Genomic DNA, 16,359 nt, shown 5'->3' on the forward strand with positions numbered 1-16,359 from the left:
ACGGAGGTCGTGATGCCGCGACAGCGAACCTGAATCCGGAGATGCATCGAGGAACTCGATGCCTGGAGACACGGAGCGCTGGACCGCCGGCGCTCACGGACCCGCTGACGACCGACCGAGACTGGCCCCCGGTTCGAGGCAAGCGGGTCCACCGACCCGCGAGACGCTTTCATCGTGTCGCGCCTGGAGAACCGGTTGTCCGATCGACCCGACCCGACCCTCGCCCTTCCCTTCGAAGACGTCGGCGCCCGCGCGCCGATCCAGCCCGAACGGCCGACCTTCGGCGTCGACCTGCGCCGATGCATCGGCTGCCACGCCTGTAGCGTCGCCTGCAAGACCGCGCACGACGTCCCGCTCGGCGTGTTTCCGCTCCGCGTCCGCTGGCTCCCGCGACCGGAGGCCGACGGGCACGCCTTCGTTCCGGTGTTCTCCGAGAGCGAGTGTCAGGGCGACCCGGAGAGCACCGGCGCCGGCCTCGCACCGGCCTGCGTCCGCGCCTGCCCGACCGACGCGATCCGCTTCGGCGACCACGCGGACGTCAGCGCGAGCGGAACGACCGAGGCCCTCGCCGGGCCCGACGCCGACGATCTGAAGAAGGACGTGCTCTACCGCGATCTGCCGACGTGGGTTCCGGAGAAGCTGAACCGCGGCGCCGCGCTCGACCCCCGCGACGAGGACCCGATCTATGAGCAGCAGTAGTCACGACGGATCGCAGAAGCGCGTCACCCTCAACCGACGCGACTTCCTCGCCCTCGGCACCGCGCTCGGCGCGGGTCTCGCCGCGAGCGGGATCGTCGGCTGCACGACGACCCCCGACGACGCCACGCGAGCGCGCGCCCTCGAAGGGATGGAGAAGCTGGCCCTCGACTACGGGCGGGCTCGCGCAGTCCCGACGGTCTGCTTCGGATGCACGACCCATTGCGGAATCGTCGGTTGGGTCCAGGACGGCCGCGTGCGACTGATCGAAGGCAACCCCCTCGATCCGAACACCCAGGGCACGATCTGCTCCAAGGCCAACGGGATGATCTCCGCGACGGAACAGCCGGAGCGTCTCCTGTATCCGATGCGTCGCGTCGGCCCGCGCGGCAGCGGACGCTGGAAGCGGATCTCCTGGGACGAGGCCCTCGACGAGATCGCCGACCGGATGCGACCGCTCCGGGAGAACGGCACGCCGGAGCGCTTCGTCTTCCACTACGGACGCGACAAGACGAAGGGGTTCAGCAAGCGCTTCACCGATGCCTTCGGCACGCCCCATCGCCTGAACCGACGCTCGATCTGCAGCTCGAATCGGCGCGCGCCGCTCATGAGCTTCTACGGGCGGGACTTCGAGTGGGAGACGCAGGACCTCGAGCGCACGAAGTTCGCGATCAACTTCGGCTCGAACTTCATGGAGGCCCACCAGGGCGGACTCTTCATGCGCAAGCGTATGATGGACGCCCGCGTCGATCACGGCGCGAAACTCGTGACCTTCGAGGTCCGACCGACGGCGACCGCCTCGTGCTCGGACGAATACTACGCGGTCGCGCCCGCTTCCGATGGCGCGATCGCCCTCGCGATGGCAAACGTGATCGTCTCCGAAGGGCTCGAGGACCGCGCGTTCTGGGATCGCTGGTCGACCTGGGACTTCGACGAGATGAAGGCCCACGTAGCAGGGTACACGCCGGCCTTCGCGGAGCGCGAGAGCGGCGTCCCCGCCGAGACGATCCGTCGCCTCGCGATCGAGTTCGCCCAGGCCGCCCCCGCCTGCTGCACGATCTCGAATCGCGGCTCGGCGAAGCACTACAACGGCGTCCAGGCCGACCGTGCGATCCGCATGCTCGACGTCCTCGTCGGCAACGTCGGCCGACCGGGTGGCTTCTGCCTGTCGAGCCTGCGCGGCTGGAAGAAGGGCCGCTTCGGACAGGACGGCCTGCCGAGCCTCGACGCGCCGTCCCCCCGGCCGCCGAAGCCCGCACCCTGGAAGCCCGGAACCCGCGAGTTCGACGCCCTCCCGGCCGAGGTCCAGGAGCGCGTCCGGAACTTCCCGCCCGCGTGGCAGAAGAAGTACTTCGGCGAGCTCGCCACGCCGTCGGAGTTCCCGCTCTCGTGGCACTGGTACTCGATGCGCGTGGGTCAGCTCGTCGCGCCCTACATCAAGGAGGGCCGCCAGAAGGTCGACGTCTACATGTCGTACACCCTGGGCGCCGCCTTCGGGATGCCGGAAGCGAACCTCACCCGCGAGGTCCTGGCGGACGAGTCGCTCATCCCCTTCCACGTCGCGATCGACATCGCCTACGGAGAGCAGGCGGCCCTCGCCGACATCGTGCTCCCGGAAGCGACCGCCCTCGAACGATGGGACGCGCACGGGACGAACAGCTACGGCCTGCGTCCGTACGTCGGTCTTCGTCAGCCCCTGTCCGAGCCCCTCGGCGAAGCCCGGCCGGCGCAGATCATCTGGCGCGATCTCGCGCGCCGGATCGGCGGCGGCATGGAGCGCTTCTTCGACTTCGAGGATCTCGAGGACTACTACCGCGCGTGGCACGAGAACCTGCCGGTCGACTGGGAGACGTTCAAGCGCAAGGGCATCTGGTTCGATCCGGAGCGACCGCTCGACCACGAGCTCCACGAGCGGCCCGTTCCGGCCGACGAGCTCGCCCGATCGGAGTCGGATCCGGAGACCGGCGTGATCTACGCGGTCGGAGCCGACGGCACGCGAGGCGCGGCGATCGGGATCCTGCAGGACGGCGTCGCGGTCCGCGGCTTCCCGACCCCGACCCGACGGATCGCGGTCCGCGATCCGATCTTCCCCCTCGCGGCGCGCCACACCGGCCTGCCCGCGGACGATCCGAACGCGAGCGACATCCCGCTCTACTTTCGGGTCCCGGAGCACGAGGATCTCGACGACGACCAGTACGTACTCACGACCTTCAAGTGGAACGTGCACACCCAGGGGCGTTCCGCGGACTGGAAGTATGCGGCGGAGATCGTCCATACCAACCACGCCATGATGTCGCCGGAGACTGCCGAGCGGCTCGGCGTCGCGACCGGGGACGAGATCGAGATCACGACCGCGCGTCCGAAGGGGCGCGTCTACCGCGCCGGTGAGGCGGAACCCGTCGGCACCGTTCGCAACCGCGTCCGCATCGTTCCGGGCATGCACCCCCGCGTGATCGCGCAGGCCCATCACGCCGGCCATTGGGAGCACGGAACCGTCGCCCGGGGCGGCGACGGCGGGCCCTCCTCAGGCGTCGCCGGCATGGCCGCGGATCTCCCCGGCCGACAGGCGCTCGCCGACGAAGTCTGGTGGTCGCGCCGGAACGGCGGCCCGGGCAACGGCGTCCCGATCAATCACGTCTACGCGATCAACGCACAGCCCCTGGTGGGCGGACAGAACTGGTTCGACAACGTGTGCCGGGTGAAGCGGGTCGAAGGGTGACGGCAGGGCTGTCCCTCGCCGAGCGCGCGCCCCTCTACGACTTCGCGGCCGGCCTGCTCGTCCGCGAAGTCGACGAGGCGACCTGGGCCGCGATCGGTTCCGAGCCCCTCCGGACGCTGCTCGACAAGGCGAGACCGGGATTGGCCGCCTGGAGCGAGGCCCCCTTCGACGAGGCGATGCGCGAGGCGCTCGCGGAGGAGTTCGCGCGCCTCTTCCTGGTGCCCGGCCTCGTGCCGCCCTTCGGGTCGCGCTGGCTCGTGCGGACGATCGGCGACGACGCGACGCGAGAGAAGACCCGCGGCGAGATCGCGAGTCTCGTCGCGCTGGCCTGCGAAGGCCTGGGACTGGAAGCGACCTACGACGGCCCCGGCGGACGCCTCCCCCCGGATCACGCGGCTCGCCTCTTCGCGATCGCAGCCGAAGCCGCGAGACGGCCGGGCGCGGGAGACGATCCGGTCCTCGCGCGATTCGACGAGACCCTGCTCGGCCCGGGCTGGGCGGACATGGGCGACGCGCTGACCCGGCACGCGCGGGCGCCGCTCTACGCCGCGCTCGGCGTCCTGCTCCGGGATCTGCATGCGAGCGAAGCGCCGGACGAAGCCCGGTAGGACGCCTCGAGGTCGGCGCCGCTTCGCGACGCGACGTCAGACGACCTTCGCGATGTGCAGCACGCCCCAGCCGGCGGCGTCGTCGGTGATCGAGGCGAGCTCCTGCATGGCCCGCTCCTCGGCCTGGGTCGCCGAGCGGGCCTGGAGGGTCAGGATCCGCGTGCGCGGTCCGCCGATCTGCTTCAGCCGCACCCGGAAGTACGGGAGGCTCTCCTCGGGCTCGGTCTTCGGCGGGGGCTGCAGCTCCCGCGATCGCGGCAGATCCGCCTCGAAGGACTCCTGCTCGACGTCCCGCGGCTGCGGGGTCGGAACCGGGACCGTGTCGGTGTGATCCCGGGCGACGCGCCTCGGAGGGGCGGCTTCGTTCGGCAGCATCCGCTCGAGCAGCCCGACGAAGGAATCGGACGGAGACGAGATCACGCAACCGAACCGGCGCAGGCGGGTCTCGCTGTGCGAGGTCTTCGCCTGAGAATCGTTCCAGACGATGGCGCTCACCCGGATCGGCGAAGCGCCCTTCGGATCGATCAAGACCCGGATCGCATCGCCCTGATCGAAGTGCGCGCCGGTCAACACCGCGAGTCCACCCTCCGAAAGCGTCACCACGCGACCGGGAAGACGCTTCGTCTTCTTCCCGTCGATCAAGATCTCACACGGAAGCTTGCAACGGACGCGACGACGCCGCTTGATTCGTGCCATGAGCCTGCTCCTACCCCTCTACTTTCCCTCGGCCCCTCTGGAGTGTTCTTCGGAGAGCTGAGCGCGAGGGAGTGTGCGCGACGACACACGAAGGCGGCGGGCAGCGGGTCGGCAACGCGAGGGCAATTCCATCGTCGACGCGTCGCACAGGAACCGCGACACTCGGGCGACCCCATCTTCCCGAGGTGCCCGTGATCAGGATCCGACCGCGTCTCCCGCAATGCGTCCTCGCGACGCTCTTCTTCGTGTGCGCGACCCTCGCCTCCAGTGCCGTCCAGGCCGCGCAGCCCAACGTCGTCATCCTCCTCGCCGACGATCTCGGGTGGGCGGACGTCGGATATCACGAGGGTGAGATCGAGACGCCGTCGATCGATCGTCTTGCCCGCGAGGGCGTCCGCCTCGAACACTTCTACAGCGCGCCCATCTGCTCGCCGACCCGCGCGGCGCTCATGACCGGCCGCGACCCGCTCAAGCTCGGCATCGCCTACGACCAGATCCATCCCTGGTACAACGTGGGCCTCGCGCCGAAGTCCCTCACGATCGCCGAGGTCTTCCGCCGCGACGGCTACCAGACCGGCCTCGTCGGCAAGTGGCACCTCGGACACACCTACGCCCATCAGACGCCGAACGCCCAGGGCTTCGACCATTTCTGGGGGCACCTCCATACCAACACCGACTTCTTCGAACACGTCCGCGAGAGCGGGCACGACCTGCAGGCGAACGGCAAGTCGGTGAAGGAGCCGGGGCAGTACCTGACCCACCTCGAAGCACGCGAAGCCGTCCGCTTCATCGAGCAACGCGACCCCGGCAAGCCCTTCCTCCTCTACGTCCCCTTCACGGCGCCCCACAGCCCCATGCAGGCGCCGCCCGCCACGATCGAGAAGTACGCGTCGCTGCCCCGCACGCAGTACCGCCGGACCTATGCTGCGATGGTCGACGAGATGGACCAGGCGATCGGCCGGATCCTCGACGCCCTCGACGAACAGGAGATCGCCGACGACACGATCGTCCTCTTCTTCAGCGACAACGGCGGTTCGAGCATCTTCGGCGGCGTGAACGCGCCCCTGCGCGGGGAGAAGGGCCAGACCTTCGAAGGTGGGATCCGCGTGCCCGCCGTGCTGCGATGGCCTTCACGGCTCGAGGCCGGCTCCGTCATGGATCAGCGCATGGCCGTGACCGACGTGATGCCCACCCTCGCCCGCGCGGCGAGCGTGCGGATCCCCACGACCGCGGATCTCGACGGCGAGAACATGTGGCCGGCGCTCGTCCGCGACCAGAAGGTGCCGCGCCGGCGCGCCCTCGGCTTCGTGTCCGAGATCCCGATTCCCGGCCTGATCCATACGGCGATCTTCGACGGGCGCTGGAAGCTCGTCCAGGTGATCCAGGAGCGACAGACCGAAACCCGCGTCCGGAACTTCCTCTTCGACATCGAGGCCGACCCCAACGAAGAGAACGACCTCTCGAAGCGACACAGCGCCGTCTTGCAGCGCATGCAGCGACTGATGAGCGAGTGGCGCCGCCAGCATCCCCTCGGCGGGACGCGCGGAACCCTCGTCGCCCACCCGGGCTGGGTCGCCCCGCGCGACTGGGCCGAGGCGGTCCTCCCGTCCTCGCTCCTGCAGGAGGACTGGACGAACGAGCTGCCCTTCTCGAAAGAGCTCTTCGACGCGACGGAGCACCGCGGGATGCTCACCGACGAGAAGACGAAACGTCGACTCATCCGGGAGAGCGAGGCGCTCCGGAAGAAGCAGGCCGACGCGATGAAGGCGTCCGAAGAGGACCGCTAGCGACGCTTCGGACGCCCCGCGTAGGCGAGGCCGATCAGGCCGAGGCCCGCGAGCAGCGCGGTTCCGGGCTCCGGCGTCGGCACGTAGCGGACGTCGTCGATGAGCGCCCAGTCGTCCCCCGTCGAACGAACGGTGAAGCGCTGGATGAGGCTCGTCTCGGTGGCACCGAAGAAGCCGCGGCGATCGAAGCCGGAGAGCCCGGGGCTCTGGCTCAGGATCGTGTAGGTATTCAGCAGGACGTCGTTCTCGTCGTAGGTCGAGACCGTCCAATCCGCGTCGAGGGCGTTGATCTCGAAGCCGAAGGCGGAGACGCCGGCGCCGGTGAAGACGACGTCGAAGTCGTCGTTCGCCCCCGTCGTGCCCGAGTTCGTGCCGAGGCAGTTGTTGCTGGTGCCGAAGTCGTCGCACCAGTCGCCCTCGATCTGCATCGTCGAGGTCACCGGCGTGACCGTGAAGCCGGCACCACCGATCAGGAAGGTGCGATCGCTGAAGTCCCCGGTCGCTTCCCCGTCGAAGGTCTGGAGGAGCGCGCCCGAGAGAGCGGCATCCGTCGGCGAAGAGATCAGCGCCGCGAAGCCCGCGACGGGCGCGAAGAACACGGCCGCGATGACGAGCCCGAGGATCGGAGCGAGGGGTCGGAGAACCGACATGGAGGGACCTCCATCAATACCCGGTCTCTCCTCCCGGGTGAAGTCCCCACTCTCTTCGGCGTGTACTCCGAAATGTTGACGCACATCACAATTTCGACGCACGAACGCGGCGCCGCTGCGCAGCGGCTGCGCGGGCGCTGCCGTTCGGCACGCAACGAGCGCGCACCGACGTTTCCGTCGTGCGGCGCTAGGCCAGGGTCCCGCCGTCGACGCGGATCTCTTCGCCGTTGATGTGGGCGCCGTCCTCGCTCGCGAGCATCGCGATCACCGCCGCCACCACCTCCGGCGGCCGGGGCTCGTCGAGCGGCTGCGCGCGCATGATCAGCTTCATGTCCGCGTCGTCGGGGACGACGCCCGGCCCCGCCATCGCCGTCAGGATCGAGCCCGGGTTCACCGCGTTGCAGCGCACCCCGCGCTTCCCGAACTCGACCGCGATCGTCCGGGTCAAGGCGCTGACGCCGCCCTTGCTCGTGCCATAGGCGGCGCCGTAGGGCATCCCGGCGAGGGCGGAGGTCGAGCTCACGTTGACGATGGCGCCTCCGGTCTCGAGCAGATGAGGGAGCGCGGCCTGGGTCAGCATGAAGGGACCCACGAGGTTCACTTCGAGGACCCGGCGGAACTGGTCCGGGGTGATGTTCGGGAAATGGTCGAGGAGCAGGATGCCTGCGACGTTGCAGAGGGCGTCGAGCTTTCCGAAGCGCTCGATGCAGGCGGCCATGTTCTGCTTCACGTCCGCTTCGTCGCTCACGTCGCAACGTGCGCCGACCACCTGCGCACCTTCCTTCTCTACGAGGCCGACGGTCTCTTGCAGACCGTCCGTCGCGAGATCGACCAGGTAGAGCGAGGCCCCCTCGGAAGCCAGTCGGAGCGCCGTGGCCCGGCCGATCCCCGCGGCCGCTCCGGTCACGAACGCCACCTTGTCTTCCATTCGCTTCATGCTCGAGGCTCCTCGATCGATCGCCGGCGCCTCCGGGTCGAGGAGGCCGCACTCGGTTCGTCCAGGGCGGCACCGCGCCGTCCATCGGACACGTCGCCCTGACCACACCCGGTCCGACGACCCGACGAGCATCCTCCAACGCCCCCAGACCGGCAACAGGTTCCCTCGCGCCCCTCCCGGGCCGGGAAGAACCCGCAGCTGGGTCGCCCACCCGGCCGAGACCGGTTCAGAATCGGTCTCGACGCACCCGCGGGGCACCCACGGGGCAATCCGGATGCGCCGCCCTCTCCCCCGCATGGGAGATTTCTGCATCGGTCGCGCAGATATCTCGCGATTTTCGAGGGGGTCGAACCACTCCACCTCACCGGGCAGAAGCGTGTGCCCGGACAGCTGTGTTGGCGATGTGGAGATTCCGATGATCCGATTTTCGACCGGGCGTACGCGTCCGAGTACTCGACGCCTGCGGACGGCCGTCTGGTCCGCTCTGATGACGCTCTCGATCGCGATCCCCGGGGTCGCCTCCGCCCTCGCGGATCGGGACCACGTGTTCGACATCGATCCGATCACCGGGGCGGCGACCATGACCGTCGAGGATCCCTCCGGTTACGGCGCCTTCGTCTCGTTCCTCTCCGGTGAGGTTCCCGGCACGCTCGACATCCAGATCGAGAGCTTCGGGCCCTCGGAAGGCGGACTCGTGGGCGACATCCTCGGGATCCAGCTGGCCTCCGACGATGCGTTCGTGTTCGACCTCGACGCGAGCGGTCCCGACGTCGACCGGGTCTTCGACTTCCGGGACGTTCAGAAGAGCGGTCCCGCCCCGGAGCCCAAGCCCATTCGCGTGATCGACTTCGGGCCCGGCGGAACGTTCGCGCTGAATGGCCTGAGCGAAACGAACTTCACCCTCTCCGACCCGACGGGATCCGTCTCTCTGCTGGCGCTCGGCGGCGTCAGCCTCAGCGTCTTCCTCGGGTTCGATGGGGTCGACAATCCCGACGTGCCCGGGATCCCCTTCCCGGGCGACGTCCTCGTGCTCAAGCCGAAGGCGAAGATCCCCGTGATCCCGGAGCCGGGGACCTCCGCCCTCATGCTGCTCGGCCTGATCGGACTCGCGGCGACCTCGCGGCGCCTGGAGACCCAGGCCTAGCGCCGAACGAGATCCCGGTCGGAAGGGACCCGCGCGCAATCCACGTCAGTCGCGCGATCCCGAAGACCGCAGCGCCGTCGACAGCGTCCGTGCGAGGTTTCCCTTGCGCCCGACGCGCACGCGATCGGCGCCCACGAAGCGGGCGAGCTCCTCGAGCTCGCCCGCTGCCGTTTCGGCCACCTCGAGTGCGTCCTCGCCTTCCTCGACGTGCGCCGCCCGCACTTCGAGGACGCGGGCTTCGCGATCCGTCTTGAGGTCGAAGCGCGCCACGAGCCGATCGCCCATCAAGAGCGGCAGGACGTAGTAGCCCCAGCGCCGCTTCTCCTTCGGGACGTAGATCTCGATCCGGTAGTCGAAGTCGAAGAGGCCCTCGATCCGCTTGCGGCACCAGACGACGGGATCGAAGGGGGAGAGCAGCGCGGTGGCCCGGATCTCGCGCGGCCTTCGCGCTTCCGGATCGAGGTAGGCCCTGGGCTTCCAGCCCTCGACGTCGGCCTCGACGAGACGCCCGTCCTCGACGAGCGCAGCGAGCCGCGCCTTCGCCGGCTTCACCGGGAGCCGGAAATAGTCGACGAGACAGTCGGCGCTCGCGATCCCGTGCGCGCGCGCCGAGCGGAGCAGCAGCTCGTCGAGGGAAGCCTCGAGCCCCGGTGTCGGACGGTTCAGGATCTCGCTCGGCACGATCCGCTCGAGGAGATCGAACTCCTTCACGAAGCCGGGCCGTCGCCGGATTCCGAGCTCCCCCGTCCGGAAGAGCCAGTCGAGGGCGCGCGCGCCGGTCGATCGGTTGCTCCACCAGTCGCCCTGGTTGGGCCGCGGATCGGAGAGCTCGCCCGCGGCGAGGGGTCCGCGGCTCTTGATCTCGTCGCGAACCCGATCGAGGTAGGCCGGATCCTCGAGCACGCTCTTGAAGTATCGACCCCAGGTCTCGCCTTCCCGGGCGCGCTGCTTCACGAAGCGCAGCCAGGGCTCCATCTCGACGGGCAGCAGCGAAGCCTCGTGGCTCCAGGCTTCGAACCAGGGGTAACGGCCGCGATGGGGGCGGTAGGCGACTTCGTCGAGGAGCTCGGCCCGATAGGCGCCGAGCCGCGAGAAGAGCGGCATGTACTGCGTCCGCATCACGACCGGCACCGAATCGAGCTGGAGCAGGTGGAGCCGGTCCATCACGCGGTGCAGATGGCGACGATCGATCCGACCGGGCGGGCGCCGGTCCGCGAAACCCTGGGCCGCGAGCGCGATCCGTCTCGCCTCGGCGTTCGAGAGCGACTCGGTCAAGGCGCGAGGCCTTCGGGAAGCCTTCGCAGATAGGCGGCGGCGCGTTCCGCCTGCTGCCTCGCGCGCTCGTCGGGCGTCACGATCGGCGTCTCTTCCGGCAGGTGCTCGCGGAGCTTGCCGAGGGGCACGACCCGGCTCGTCGCCCCGAGATCCGCGCCGGGAGCGCCCCCCTCGAACTCCGCCCAGCGGAGCGTGAGGATCCCTTCACGCATGTCGCTCGGATCGAGCCAGTTCGGCACGCCCGGGTCGTGCTTCGACACGACGTAGGTCAACGTGCCGTCCGCGTTGCGCACGGACTGGGACAGGTTGAGGCTCCCGGTCCGGTCGACGATCCCGTTGGTATTGCCCCAGTAGTTCGTGATCGGGGCGATGAAGTAGCCCGCGCCACCGAGGTGCACGTCGATCACGAGCGCCTCGTCGTCCTCGAGGTCGAAGTGGCCCAGGATGTAGATCTGGTTGCGGAGCGCGCCGTCGGTGTCGCGATCGATGGTGAAATCGAGGACGTTCGCCGGCTTGTCGTAGGCCTGCTGGTTGTAGCGACGGGTGTTGCTCGCGAAGACCGCCATCGTCTCGGCGACCCGCTCCGCCTCTTCGTCGAAGGAAAGCTCGGGCTTCGTGGACGCGGGACCGAGTCGCTCGATCGCGAGGTCGTTCGGCGTGTCGACGGTCCAGTCCTGCAGGACGTCGCGGATGTAGAACTCGAGGGCCTTCGTCGAGGAGCGGATGTGGTTGGGCCGATCCCCTTTCGGGTCGGTGTCGACGAAGATCTCGAACGTCCGGTCGGATTCGAGGACGAGGCCGGAGCCGTCGAGGACGTCGACGGTATTCCAGTCGTGGTCCCAGAGCGTGAAGTAGTTCTCGGGGAGTCGGTGCTCGGGGACGCGACCGGTGATGCGGTAGCGCTCGGAGCCCGAGATCGGGATCTGGCGATAGACCGAGTCCGGGTTGTCGACCCCCCAGCGCGTCCCGGGAATGCGGTCGCCACCGAGGGGATGAGCGAGGCGCGTGATGCAGATCGTCTTCGGGCGGAGGGGATCGCGATTCGAGCCCCAGACCGCGGCCGAGAACATCACCTCCTCGAACGCCCGCTCGAAGCACGCCCGCATGTCGTCCCCGGGCGGGGGACTCCCCTGCCCGAGCCATTCGTCCCGGACGCGCTTCCACGCGGCGCGGACGGTCGCGTGCCGGGACAGCGCGAGCGCGTGGTGCTCGTGCGTGTGCTGCTCTTCGGTCGCGACGGGATGATCGGGCACGGCGGGCTCCTCGGCGCGAAGAGCGCCTCGAGACCAAGCTAGAGCGGATCGAGGCGCCGGGCTAGCGAGCGGCGTACGCCGACGGGACGTCCACGACGCGGGCCTCGTCTTCGAGGAGCGCCTTCACGCCGTCGAGGGTTTCGTCGTGGGCTTTCCGCGCCTGCGACACGACGAAGGGCCGGAGGAGCCACGGGGCGTCGACGAAACAGCGCTCGACGAGCCGCGTTCCCCCCTCGTGATCGACGAGCCCGTAGCGCGTATGGAGTCGCACGCTCGGCTGCTGCCACGCGTGACCGCGGATCTCGTCGTCGCCGCGCGGCTCGAGCGCCGCGACGTAGACGGTCTTCAGCTTGAAGGGGCCGAGCGGAATCCGATCGATCACACGGTGGACCTTCGCTCCGGGAAGCGCCTCCATCTCCGGCAGGTCCTGGATCGACTCGATGAAGGGATGGAGCGGGACGTAGCCGTGGAGGTCGCACAGGAACGCGTGCACGACCGCTCGCGGCACGCGGATCTCGCGCGCGAGCGTGAAGTCCGGCTCGGACTCCGCCCCGGGCAGGAAGGGGGAGCGCAGGGGTTCAGCCCGCCGGGATCGCGATCGTCTTCGACTCGAGGTGCTCCTCGAAGCCGATGAAGCTGTGCTCGCGCCCGATCCCCGAGTCCTTGTAACCGCCGAAGGGAACGTCCCAGTTGTAGTAGACGCCCCCGCAGACCGAGAGGGTGCCCGTCCGGATCTTCCCGGCGATCTCGATCGCCTTCTCGACGTCGGGGCCCATGATCCCGCCGGACAGACCGTAGTGGCTGTTGTTGGCGATCCGGATCATGTCCGCCTCGTCCTCGTAACCGATCAGCGTCTGGACCGGACCGAAGACCTCGTTCTGGGCGATCTCGGCGTTCTCGTCCGCGATCACGGCCGTGGGCTCGTAGTAGTACCCCTTGTCGTGCCGTTCCGATCGCTTGCCGCCGACGAGGAGCTTGGCGCCCTGGTCGATCGCGCGCTGGACGTGCGCCTCCACGCGCTCCCGCTGCATGGTGCTGTTGAGCGGCCCCATGATGTTCTCGGGATCGAAGGGGTCACCCCACTTCACGTTCTTCATCGCCTCGGCGAGGGCGTCCGCGCAGGCGTCGAGCTCGCTCTTGGGCACGAGCAGGCGCGTCAGGATCGCGCAGCCCTGTCCGGCGTGGAAGCAGACCGAAGCGCCCATCGCGCCGGCGACCATCGGCAGGTTCGGCATGTCGGGCATCAGGATCGCCGCCGACTTGCCGCCGAGCTCGAGCTGGACCGGCTTCAGGCTCCGGCCGCAGACTTCGCCGATGTGCTTCCCGACTCCGGTCGACCCCGTGAAGCCGACCATGTCGACGCGCGGATCGTTCGTGATCGCCTCGCCGACCGCCGCGTTGTCCTCGCTCGTCAGGATGTTGACGGCACCGGCCGGGATGTCGGTCTTCGTCGCGATGACCTCGCCCAGGAAGTTGGAGCACCAGGAGGTCGTCGGCGCGCCCTTCAGGACGACCGTGCAGCCTGCGGCCATCGCCCAGCCGAGCTTCTTCAGGTTGATGTCGTTCGGCACGTTCCAGGGCGTGATCGCCCCCATCACGCCGCGCGGCTCGCGGAGCACGTAGCGCTGGGTCTTCGCCCCCATCACCTCGGCGACGCCCATGTCCTTCTTCCACTCGAACTGATCGAGGTGGTCCGCGTAGTTCCCGAGCCACTTCACGCAGTCGTCGAGCGCCGCGCCGTAGGTCATCTGGATCGGACACCCGACCTCGCTCACGGTGATCTTGCGAAGCTCCTCGAGACGCTCCTGGAGCCCGTCGCGGAGCTGGCGGAGACAGCGCGAACGAAGCTCGTGGTTCGTCGACCAATCGGTCTCGTCGAAGGCCCGCCGCGCGGCGGCGATCGCCCGGTCGGTGTCCTCGACGGTCGCGTCCGGGACCTGACCGAGCACCTCCTCGGTCGCCGGGTTGAGGTTGTCGAAGGTCTTGCCGCCGGTGCCGGAGACCAGCTCACCGTCGATCAGGAGTCGCGCGTTCTCGTACAGGCTCATGGCGTTCTCTCGTGATGGGGGTTGGGGTCGAACGGAAAACGTTACCCCAGGAAGGCGCGCCCGGGCTTGCCCTACACATCTTCGGAATACCTCGAACCGGGGCGTCCGCGGCCACCGACTCGGGTGATAGACTGGCTCGCCCGGGCCGTGGGGCCCGAAGAGGAGACACGACGATGGGACGACTCGAAGGAAAGACCGCGATCATCACCGGCGGCGCCCAGGGAATCGGCCGGGCCTACTGCCTCCGGTTCGCCGAAGAGGGCGCCAACGTCGCCTGCATCGACCTGCGGATCGAGCAGGCCAAGCAGGTCGCTCAGGAGATCAACGAGAGCGCCTCGACCGGTCGCGCGATCGCCCTCGAAGTCGACATCACGAGTGAACCGGAGTGCGCCTCGATGGCGGAGGAGGTCGAGCGCGAGTTCGGCTCGATCGACGTCCTGATCAACAACGCCGCGCTCTACTACGACCAGGACATCATGGACCAGTCGATCGACTACCTGCGCAAGGTCCTCGAGATCAACGTGATCGGTCAGCTGATCTGCGCCCGATCGGTCCTGCCCGCAATGAAGCGCCAGGGGAGCGGCTCGATCATCAACATCGCGTCGACCGCGGCCTACCCGCTCCCGCTTCCGCCGATGCCCTTCGAGACGTTCTCGACGAACGCCTACGGGCTCTCAAAGTCGGGCATGATCTACATGACGAAGATGATGTCCCGGCAGGCCGGCCAGGACGGCATCCGGGTGAACGCGATCGCGCCGGGCGTGACGATGTCCGAGGCGACCAAGAAGATCGTCCCGCAGTTCGCCCTCGACGGACTCAAGGCAGGCTCCCCCCTCGGCTCGACGCTCGAACCGGACGATCTGACGGGGACTGCGGTCTATCTCGCCTGCGAAGACAGCCGGCTCATGACCGGACAGACGTTGGTCGTCGACGCCGGAGTCTGGCTGAACGGCTAGACGGCGGCACCCGCTCGGGATCAGCCCCCGTCGCCAGCGCGCTCCTTCGCCCGCTGATAGGCCGGCCGCGATTTGATCCGCTCGAGGTATCGCTGCATCGCCGGGTAGGGTCCGATCTCGCCGCGGTTGTCCACGACCTCGACGACCCAGCCCATCATCACGTCCGCCGCGGTGAAGCGTGGGCCGGCGAACCACTCGCGCTCCGCCAGCACGCTCTCCATGTACGCGTAGAGCTGAGCCATCCCGTCCTTCGCCATCGCCGCGAGCATCGACTCCCCGGGCGGTCCCGCGAGACCCGCCGCCTGGAAGTGGTCGAGCAGGATCGGGAGCATCGCCGAGCCCTCGGCGAAGTGCATCCACTGCAGGTAGTCGGGCCAGTCCTCGTCGGCGGGATCGGGCCGTAGCCCTCCATCACCGTACCGACCCACCACGTACTCGAAGATCGCCCCGCTCTCGATCAACATGCGCTCGCCGTCCCTCAGCATCGGCGCCTTGGCGTAGGGATGGAGCTTCCCCAGATCGGCGCCGGCACGCCCCGTCTTCGGATCGCGTTGATGGGTCTCGATCGCGTAGTCGACACCGAGCTCCTCGAGGAGCCAGACGAGGCGATCGGAGCGGGAGTTCTCGAGATGGATGATCGTGAGCGACATGGCAGCCTTTCGGTGTCTCGTGTCTCTCGATGCTATCCGACGCGACCGCGACTCGCCGAGCGGCGGTTTCGAGACGTGCCGCCTACCTTTGGGATCCGTTGATCGAGGGAGCCCCGCATGTCCCATCCCGTCGTCCGAATCCTCGAACCCGAGCGCTGCGAGTCGGTGCTCGCGGACATCAACGACTTCATCGACGCGCACTACACCGAGGCGAACATCCGCGCACGCCGCGCCCACGTGTACGAGTACGGCCTCGACATGGACGCCTTCGCGTTTCCGATCCACGCGCCGGGCGCCGCAGAGACGGACCACCTTCCCGGCTACCGCCTCGACGAGTTGCCCCCTTCCGTCGCGCGACTCACGGAGCGGGCGGTCGAAGCGCTCGACCTCGAACGCGGCCGCGTCCTGTGGAACGTCGGCCGCTACGCGGCGCACGCGGATGCGCTTCCTGCCCACTACGACGGCGAGCTCTTCGAGTTCGACGCCGACCCGGTCGGCGGGAACACCGTCCACAGCGGCATCCGCCCGCGAGAGGTCGCGCTCCTCACCCTCCGAAACGAGTCCGCCGGCTGTCAGACGACGCTCCACGACGCGGACGGGAAAGTGACCGAGACGCGCATGGAGCCCGGCGAGCTCCTCCTCTTCGACAATGTCGCCTATCAGCACGGCGTCCCCGCCACGGGGGCGAATCAGTGCGTGTCGGAGGAGGAGGCCGCGCGGCGATGGATCCGGGTCACGACGGGCTGGCGCTCGATGGACGAGGGCTTCGACTGGGACGACGCGCGCGAGCTTCGCCCGATCGACTTCCGCGAGTCCATTCGCCTGCACGACGACTTCATGGCGACGAAGTGGCCCGCCCTCGCGGAGGAGGACATCGCTCGCGCGACGCTGCCCTTCCCGCGACGCTACGTCTGAACCCGCCCATCGACCCGAGGGACCC

Annotated in this window: 15 protein-coding genes; 7 read left to right on the forward strand and 8 right to left on the reverse strand. The window is 68.7% G+C overall.

The window, feature by feature from the left end; genetic code table 11:
• The first annotated feature begins 195 nt into the window (after window positions 1-195).
• Genes NXI30_01250 through NXI30_01260 form a run of 3 tightly spaced genes read left to right on the forward strand, consistent with a single transcriptional unit; the run spans window position 196 to window position 4,023 of the window.
• Complete coding sequence (locus tag NXI30_01250; protein MCR9092818.1) at window positions 196-699, forward strand: hypothetical protein; 504 nt, start codon at window positions 196-198, stop codon at window positions 697-699.
• Complete coding sequence (locus NXI30_01255; GenBank protein ID MCR9092819.1) at window positions 686-3,415, forward strand: molybdopterin-dependent oxidoreductase; 2,730 nt, start codon at window positions 686-688, stop codon at window positions 3,413-3,415. The genes NXI30_01250 and NXI30_01255 overlap by 14 nt, the downstream gene beginning before the upstream one ends.
• Window positions 3,412-4,023 carry a hypothetical protein gene (locus NXI30_01260; GenBank protein MCR9092820.1) on the forward strand — a complete coding sequence of 204 codons (612 nt, stop codon included), beginning with the start codon at window positions 3,412-3,414 and terminating at the stop codon, window positions 4,021-4,023. Before NXI30_01255 ends, NXI30_01260 begins: the two co-directional genes overlap by 4 nt.
• Window positions 4,024-4,059: 36 nt before the next feature.
• On the opposite strand, the gene NXI30_01265 is transcribed toward NXI30_01260, so the two are convergent.
• Window positions 4,060-4,719 carry a PilZ domain-containing protein gene (locus tag NXI30_01265; GenBank protein ID MCR9092821.1) on the reverse strand — a complete coding sequence of 220 codons (660 nt, stop codon included), beginning with the start codon at window positions 4,717-4,719 and terminating at the stop codon, window positions 4,060-4,062.
• A gap of 191 nt (window positions 4,720-4,910) precedes the next feature.
• Here NXI30_01265 and NXI30_01270 point away from each other — a divergent pair, with 191 nt between their 5' ends.
• Window positions 4,911-6,506: a sulfatase-like hydrolase/transferase gene (locus NXI30_01270; protein ID MCR9092822.1), complete on the forward strand. Its 1,596-nt coding sequence runs from the start codon at window positions 4,911-4,913 to the stop codon at window positions 6,504-6,506.
• On the opposite strand, the gene NXI30_01275 is transcribed toward NXI30_01270, so the two are convergent.
• Both NXI30_01275 and NXI30_01280 read right to left on the reverse strand, forming a co-directional pair.
• Window positions 6,503-7,156, reverse strand: coding sequence for a PEP-CTERM sorting domain-containing protein (locus tag NXI30_01275; protein ID MCR9092823.1), 654 nt, complete (start codon window positions 7,154-7,156; stop codon window positions 6,503-6,505). The two genes, NXI30_01270 and NXI30_01275, sit on opposite strands and share 4 nt — an antisense overlap.
• Before the next feature lie 187 nt (window positions 7,157-7,343).
• A complete protein-coding gene (locus NXI30_01280; GenBank protein ID MCR9092824.1) occupies window positions 7,344-8,093 on the reverse strand; it encodes an SDR family oxidoreductase in 750 nt (249 codons plus the stop codon).
• Window positions 8,094-8,580: 487 nt separating this feature from the next.
• Between NXI30_01280 and NXI30_01285 the strand changes: the two genes are divergently transcribed.
• Window positions 8,581-9,237, forward strand: a complete 657-nt coding sequence (locus NXI30_01285) for a PEP-CTERM sorting domain-containing protein (protein ID MCR9092825.1) — start codon at window positions 8,581-8,583, stop codon at window positions 9,235-9,237.
• 45 nt (window positions 9,238-9,282) lie between these two features.
• Here the strand turns inward: NXI30_01285 and NXI30_01290 are convergent, their stop codons facing one another.
• The 4 genes from NXI30_01290 to NXI30_01305 form a co-directional block, all read right to left on the reverse strand.
• Complete coding sequence (locus NXI30_01290) at window positions 9,283-10,512, reverse strand: winged helix DNA-binding domain-containing protein (GenBank protein ID MCR9092826.1); 1,230 nt, start codon at window positions 10,510-10,512, stop codon at window positions 9,283-9,285.
• A complete protein-coding gene (locus NXI30_01295) occupies window positions 10,509-11,765 on the reverse strand; it encodes a hypothetical protein (GenBank protein ID MCR9092827.1) in 1,257 nt (418 codons plus the stop codon). The genes NXI30_01290 and NXI30_01295 overlap by 4 nt, the downstream gene beginning before the upstream one ends.
• Before the next feature lie 61 nt (window positions 11,766-11,826).
• Window positions 11,827-12,273 (reverse strand): hypothetical protein, encoded by a 447-nt coding sequence (locus NXI30_01300; GenBank protein MCR9092828.1) that lies wholly within the window; start codon window positions 12,271-12,273, stop codon window positions 11,827-11,829.
• Between the two features lie 70 nt (window positions 12,274-12,343).
• Window positions 12,344-13,813: an aldehyde dehydrogenase family protein gene (locus NXI30_01305; protein MCR9092829.1), complete on the reverse strand. Its 1,470-nt coding sequence runs from the start codon at window positions 13,811-13,813 to the stop codon at window positions 12,344-12,346.
• Window positions 13,814-13,986: 173 nt separating this feature from the next.
• Here NXI30_01305 and NXI30_01310 point away from each other — a divergent pair, with 173 nt between their 5' ends.
• Window positions 13,987-14,769 (forward strand): SDR family oxidoreductase, encoded by a 783-nt coding sequence (locus NXI30_01310; protein ID MCR9092830.1) that lies wholly within the window; start codon window positions 13,987-13,989, stop codon window positions 14,767-14,769.
• 20 nt (window positions 14,770-14,789) lie between these two features.
• Here NXI30_01310 and NXI30_01315 read toward each other — a convergent pair whose 3' ends face one another.
• Window positions 14,790-15,419: a glutathione S-transferase family protein gene (locus NXI30_01315; protein MCR9092831.1), complete on the reverse strand. Its 630-nt coding sequence runs from the start codon at window positions 15,417-15,419 to the stop codon at window positions 14,790-14,792.
• Between the two features lie 117 nt (window positions 15,420-15,536).
• Here NXI30_01315 and NXI30_01320 point away from each other — a divergent pair, with 117 nt between their 5' ends.
• Window positions 15,537-16,334, forward strand: a complete 798-nt coding sequence (locus NXI30_01320; protein ID MCR9092832.1) for a hypothetical protein — start codon at window positions 15,537-15,539, stop codon at window positions 16,332-16,334.
• Window positions 16,335-16,359: the final 25 nt, after the last annotated feature.

The sequence above is a fragment of the bacterium genome (assembly GCA_024742285.1).
GTDB lineage: Bacteria > Myxococcota_A > UBA9160 > UBA9160 > UBA4427 > UBA4427.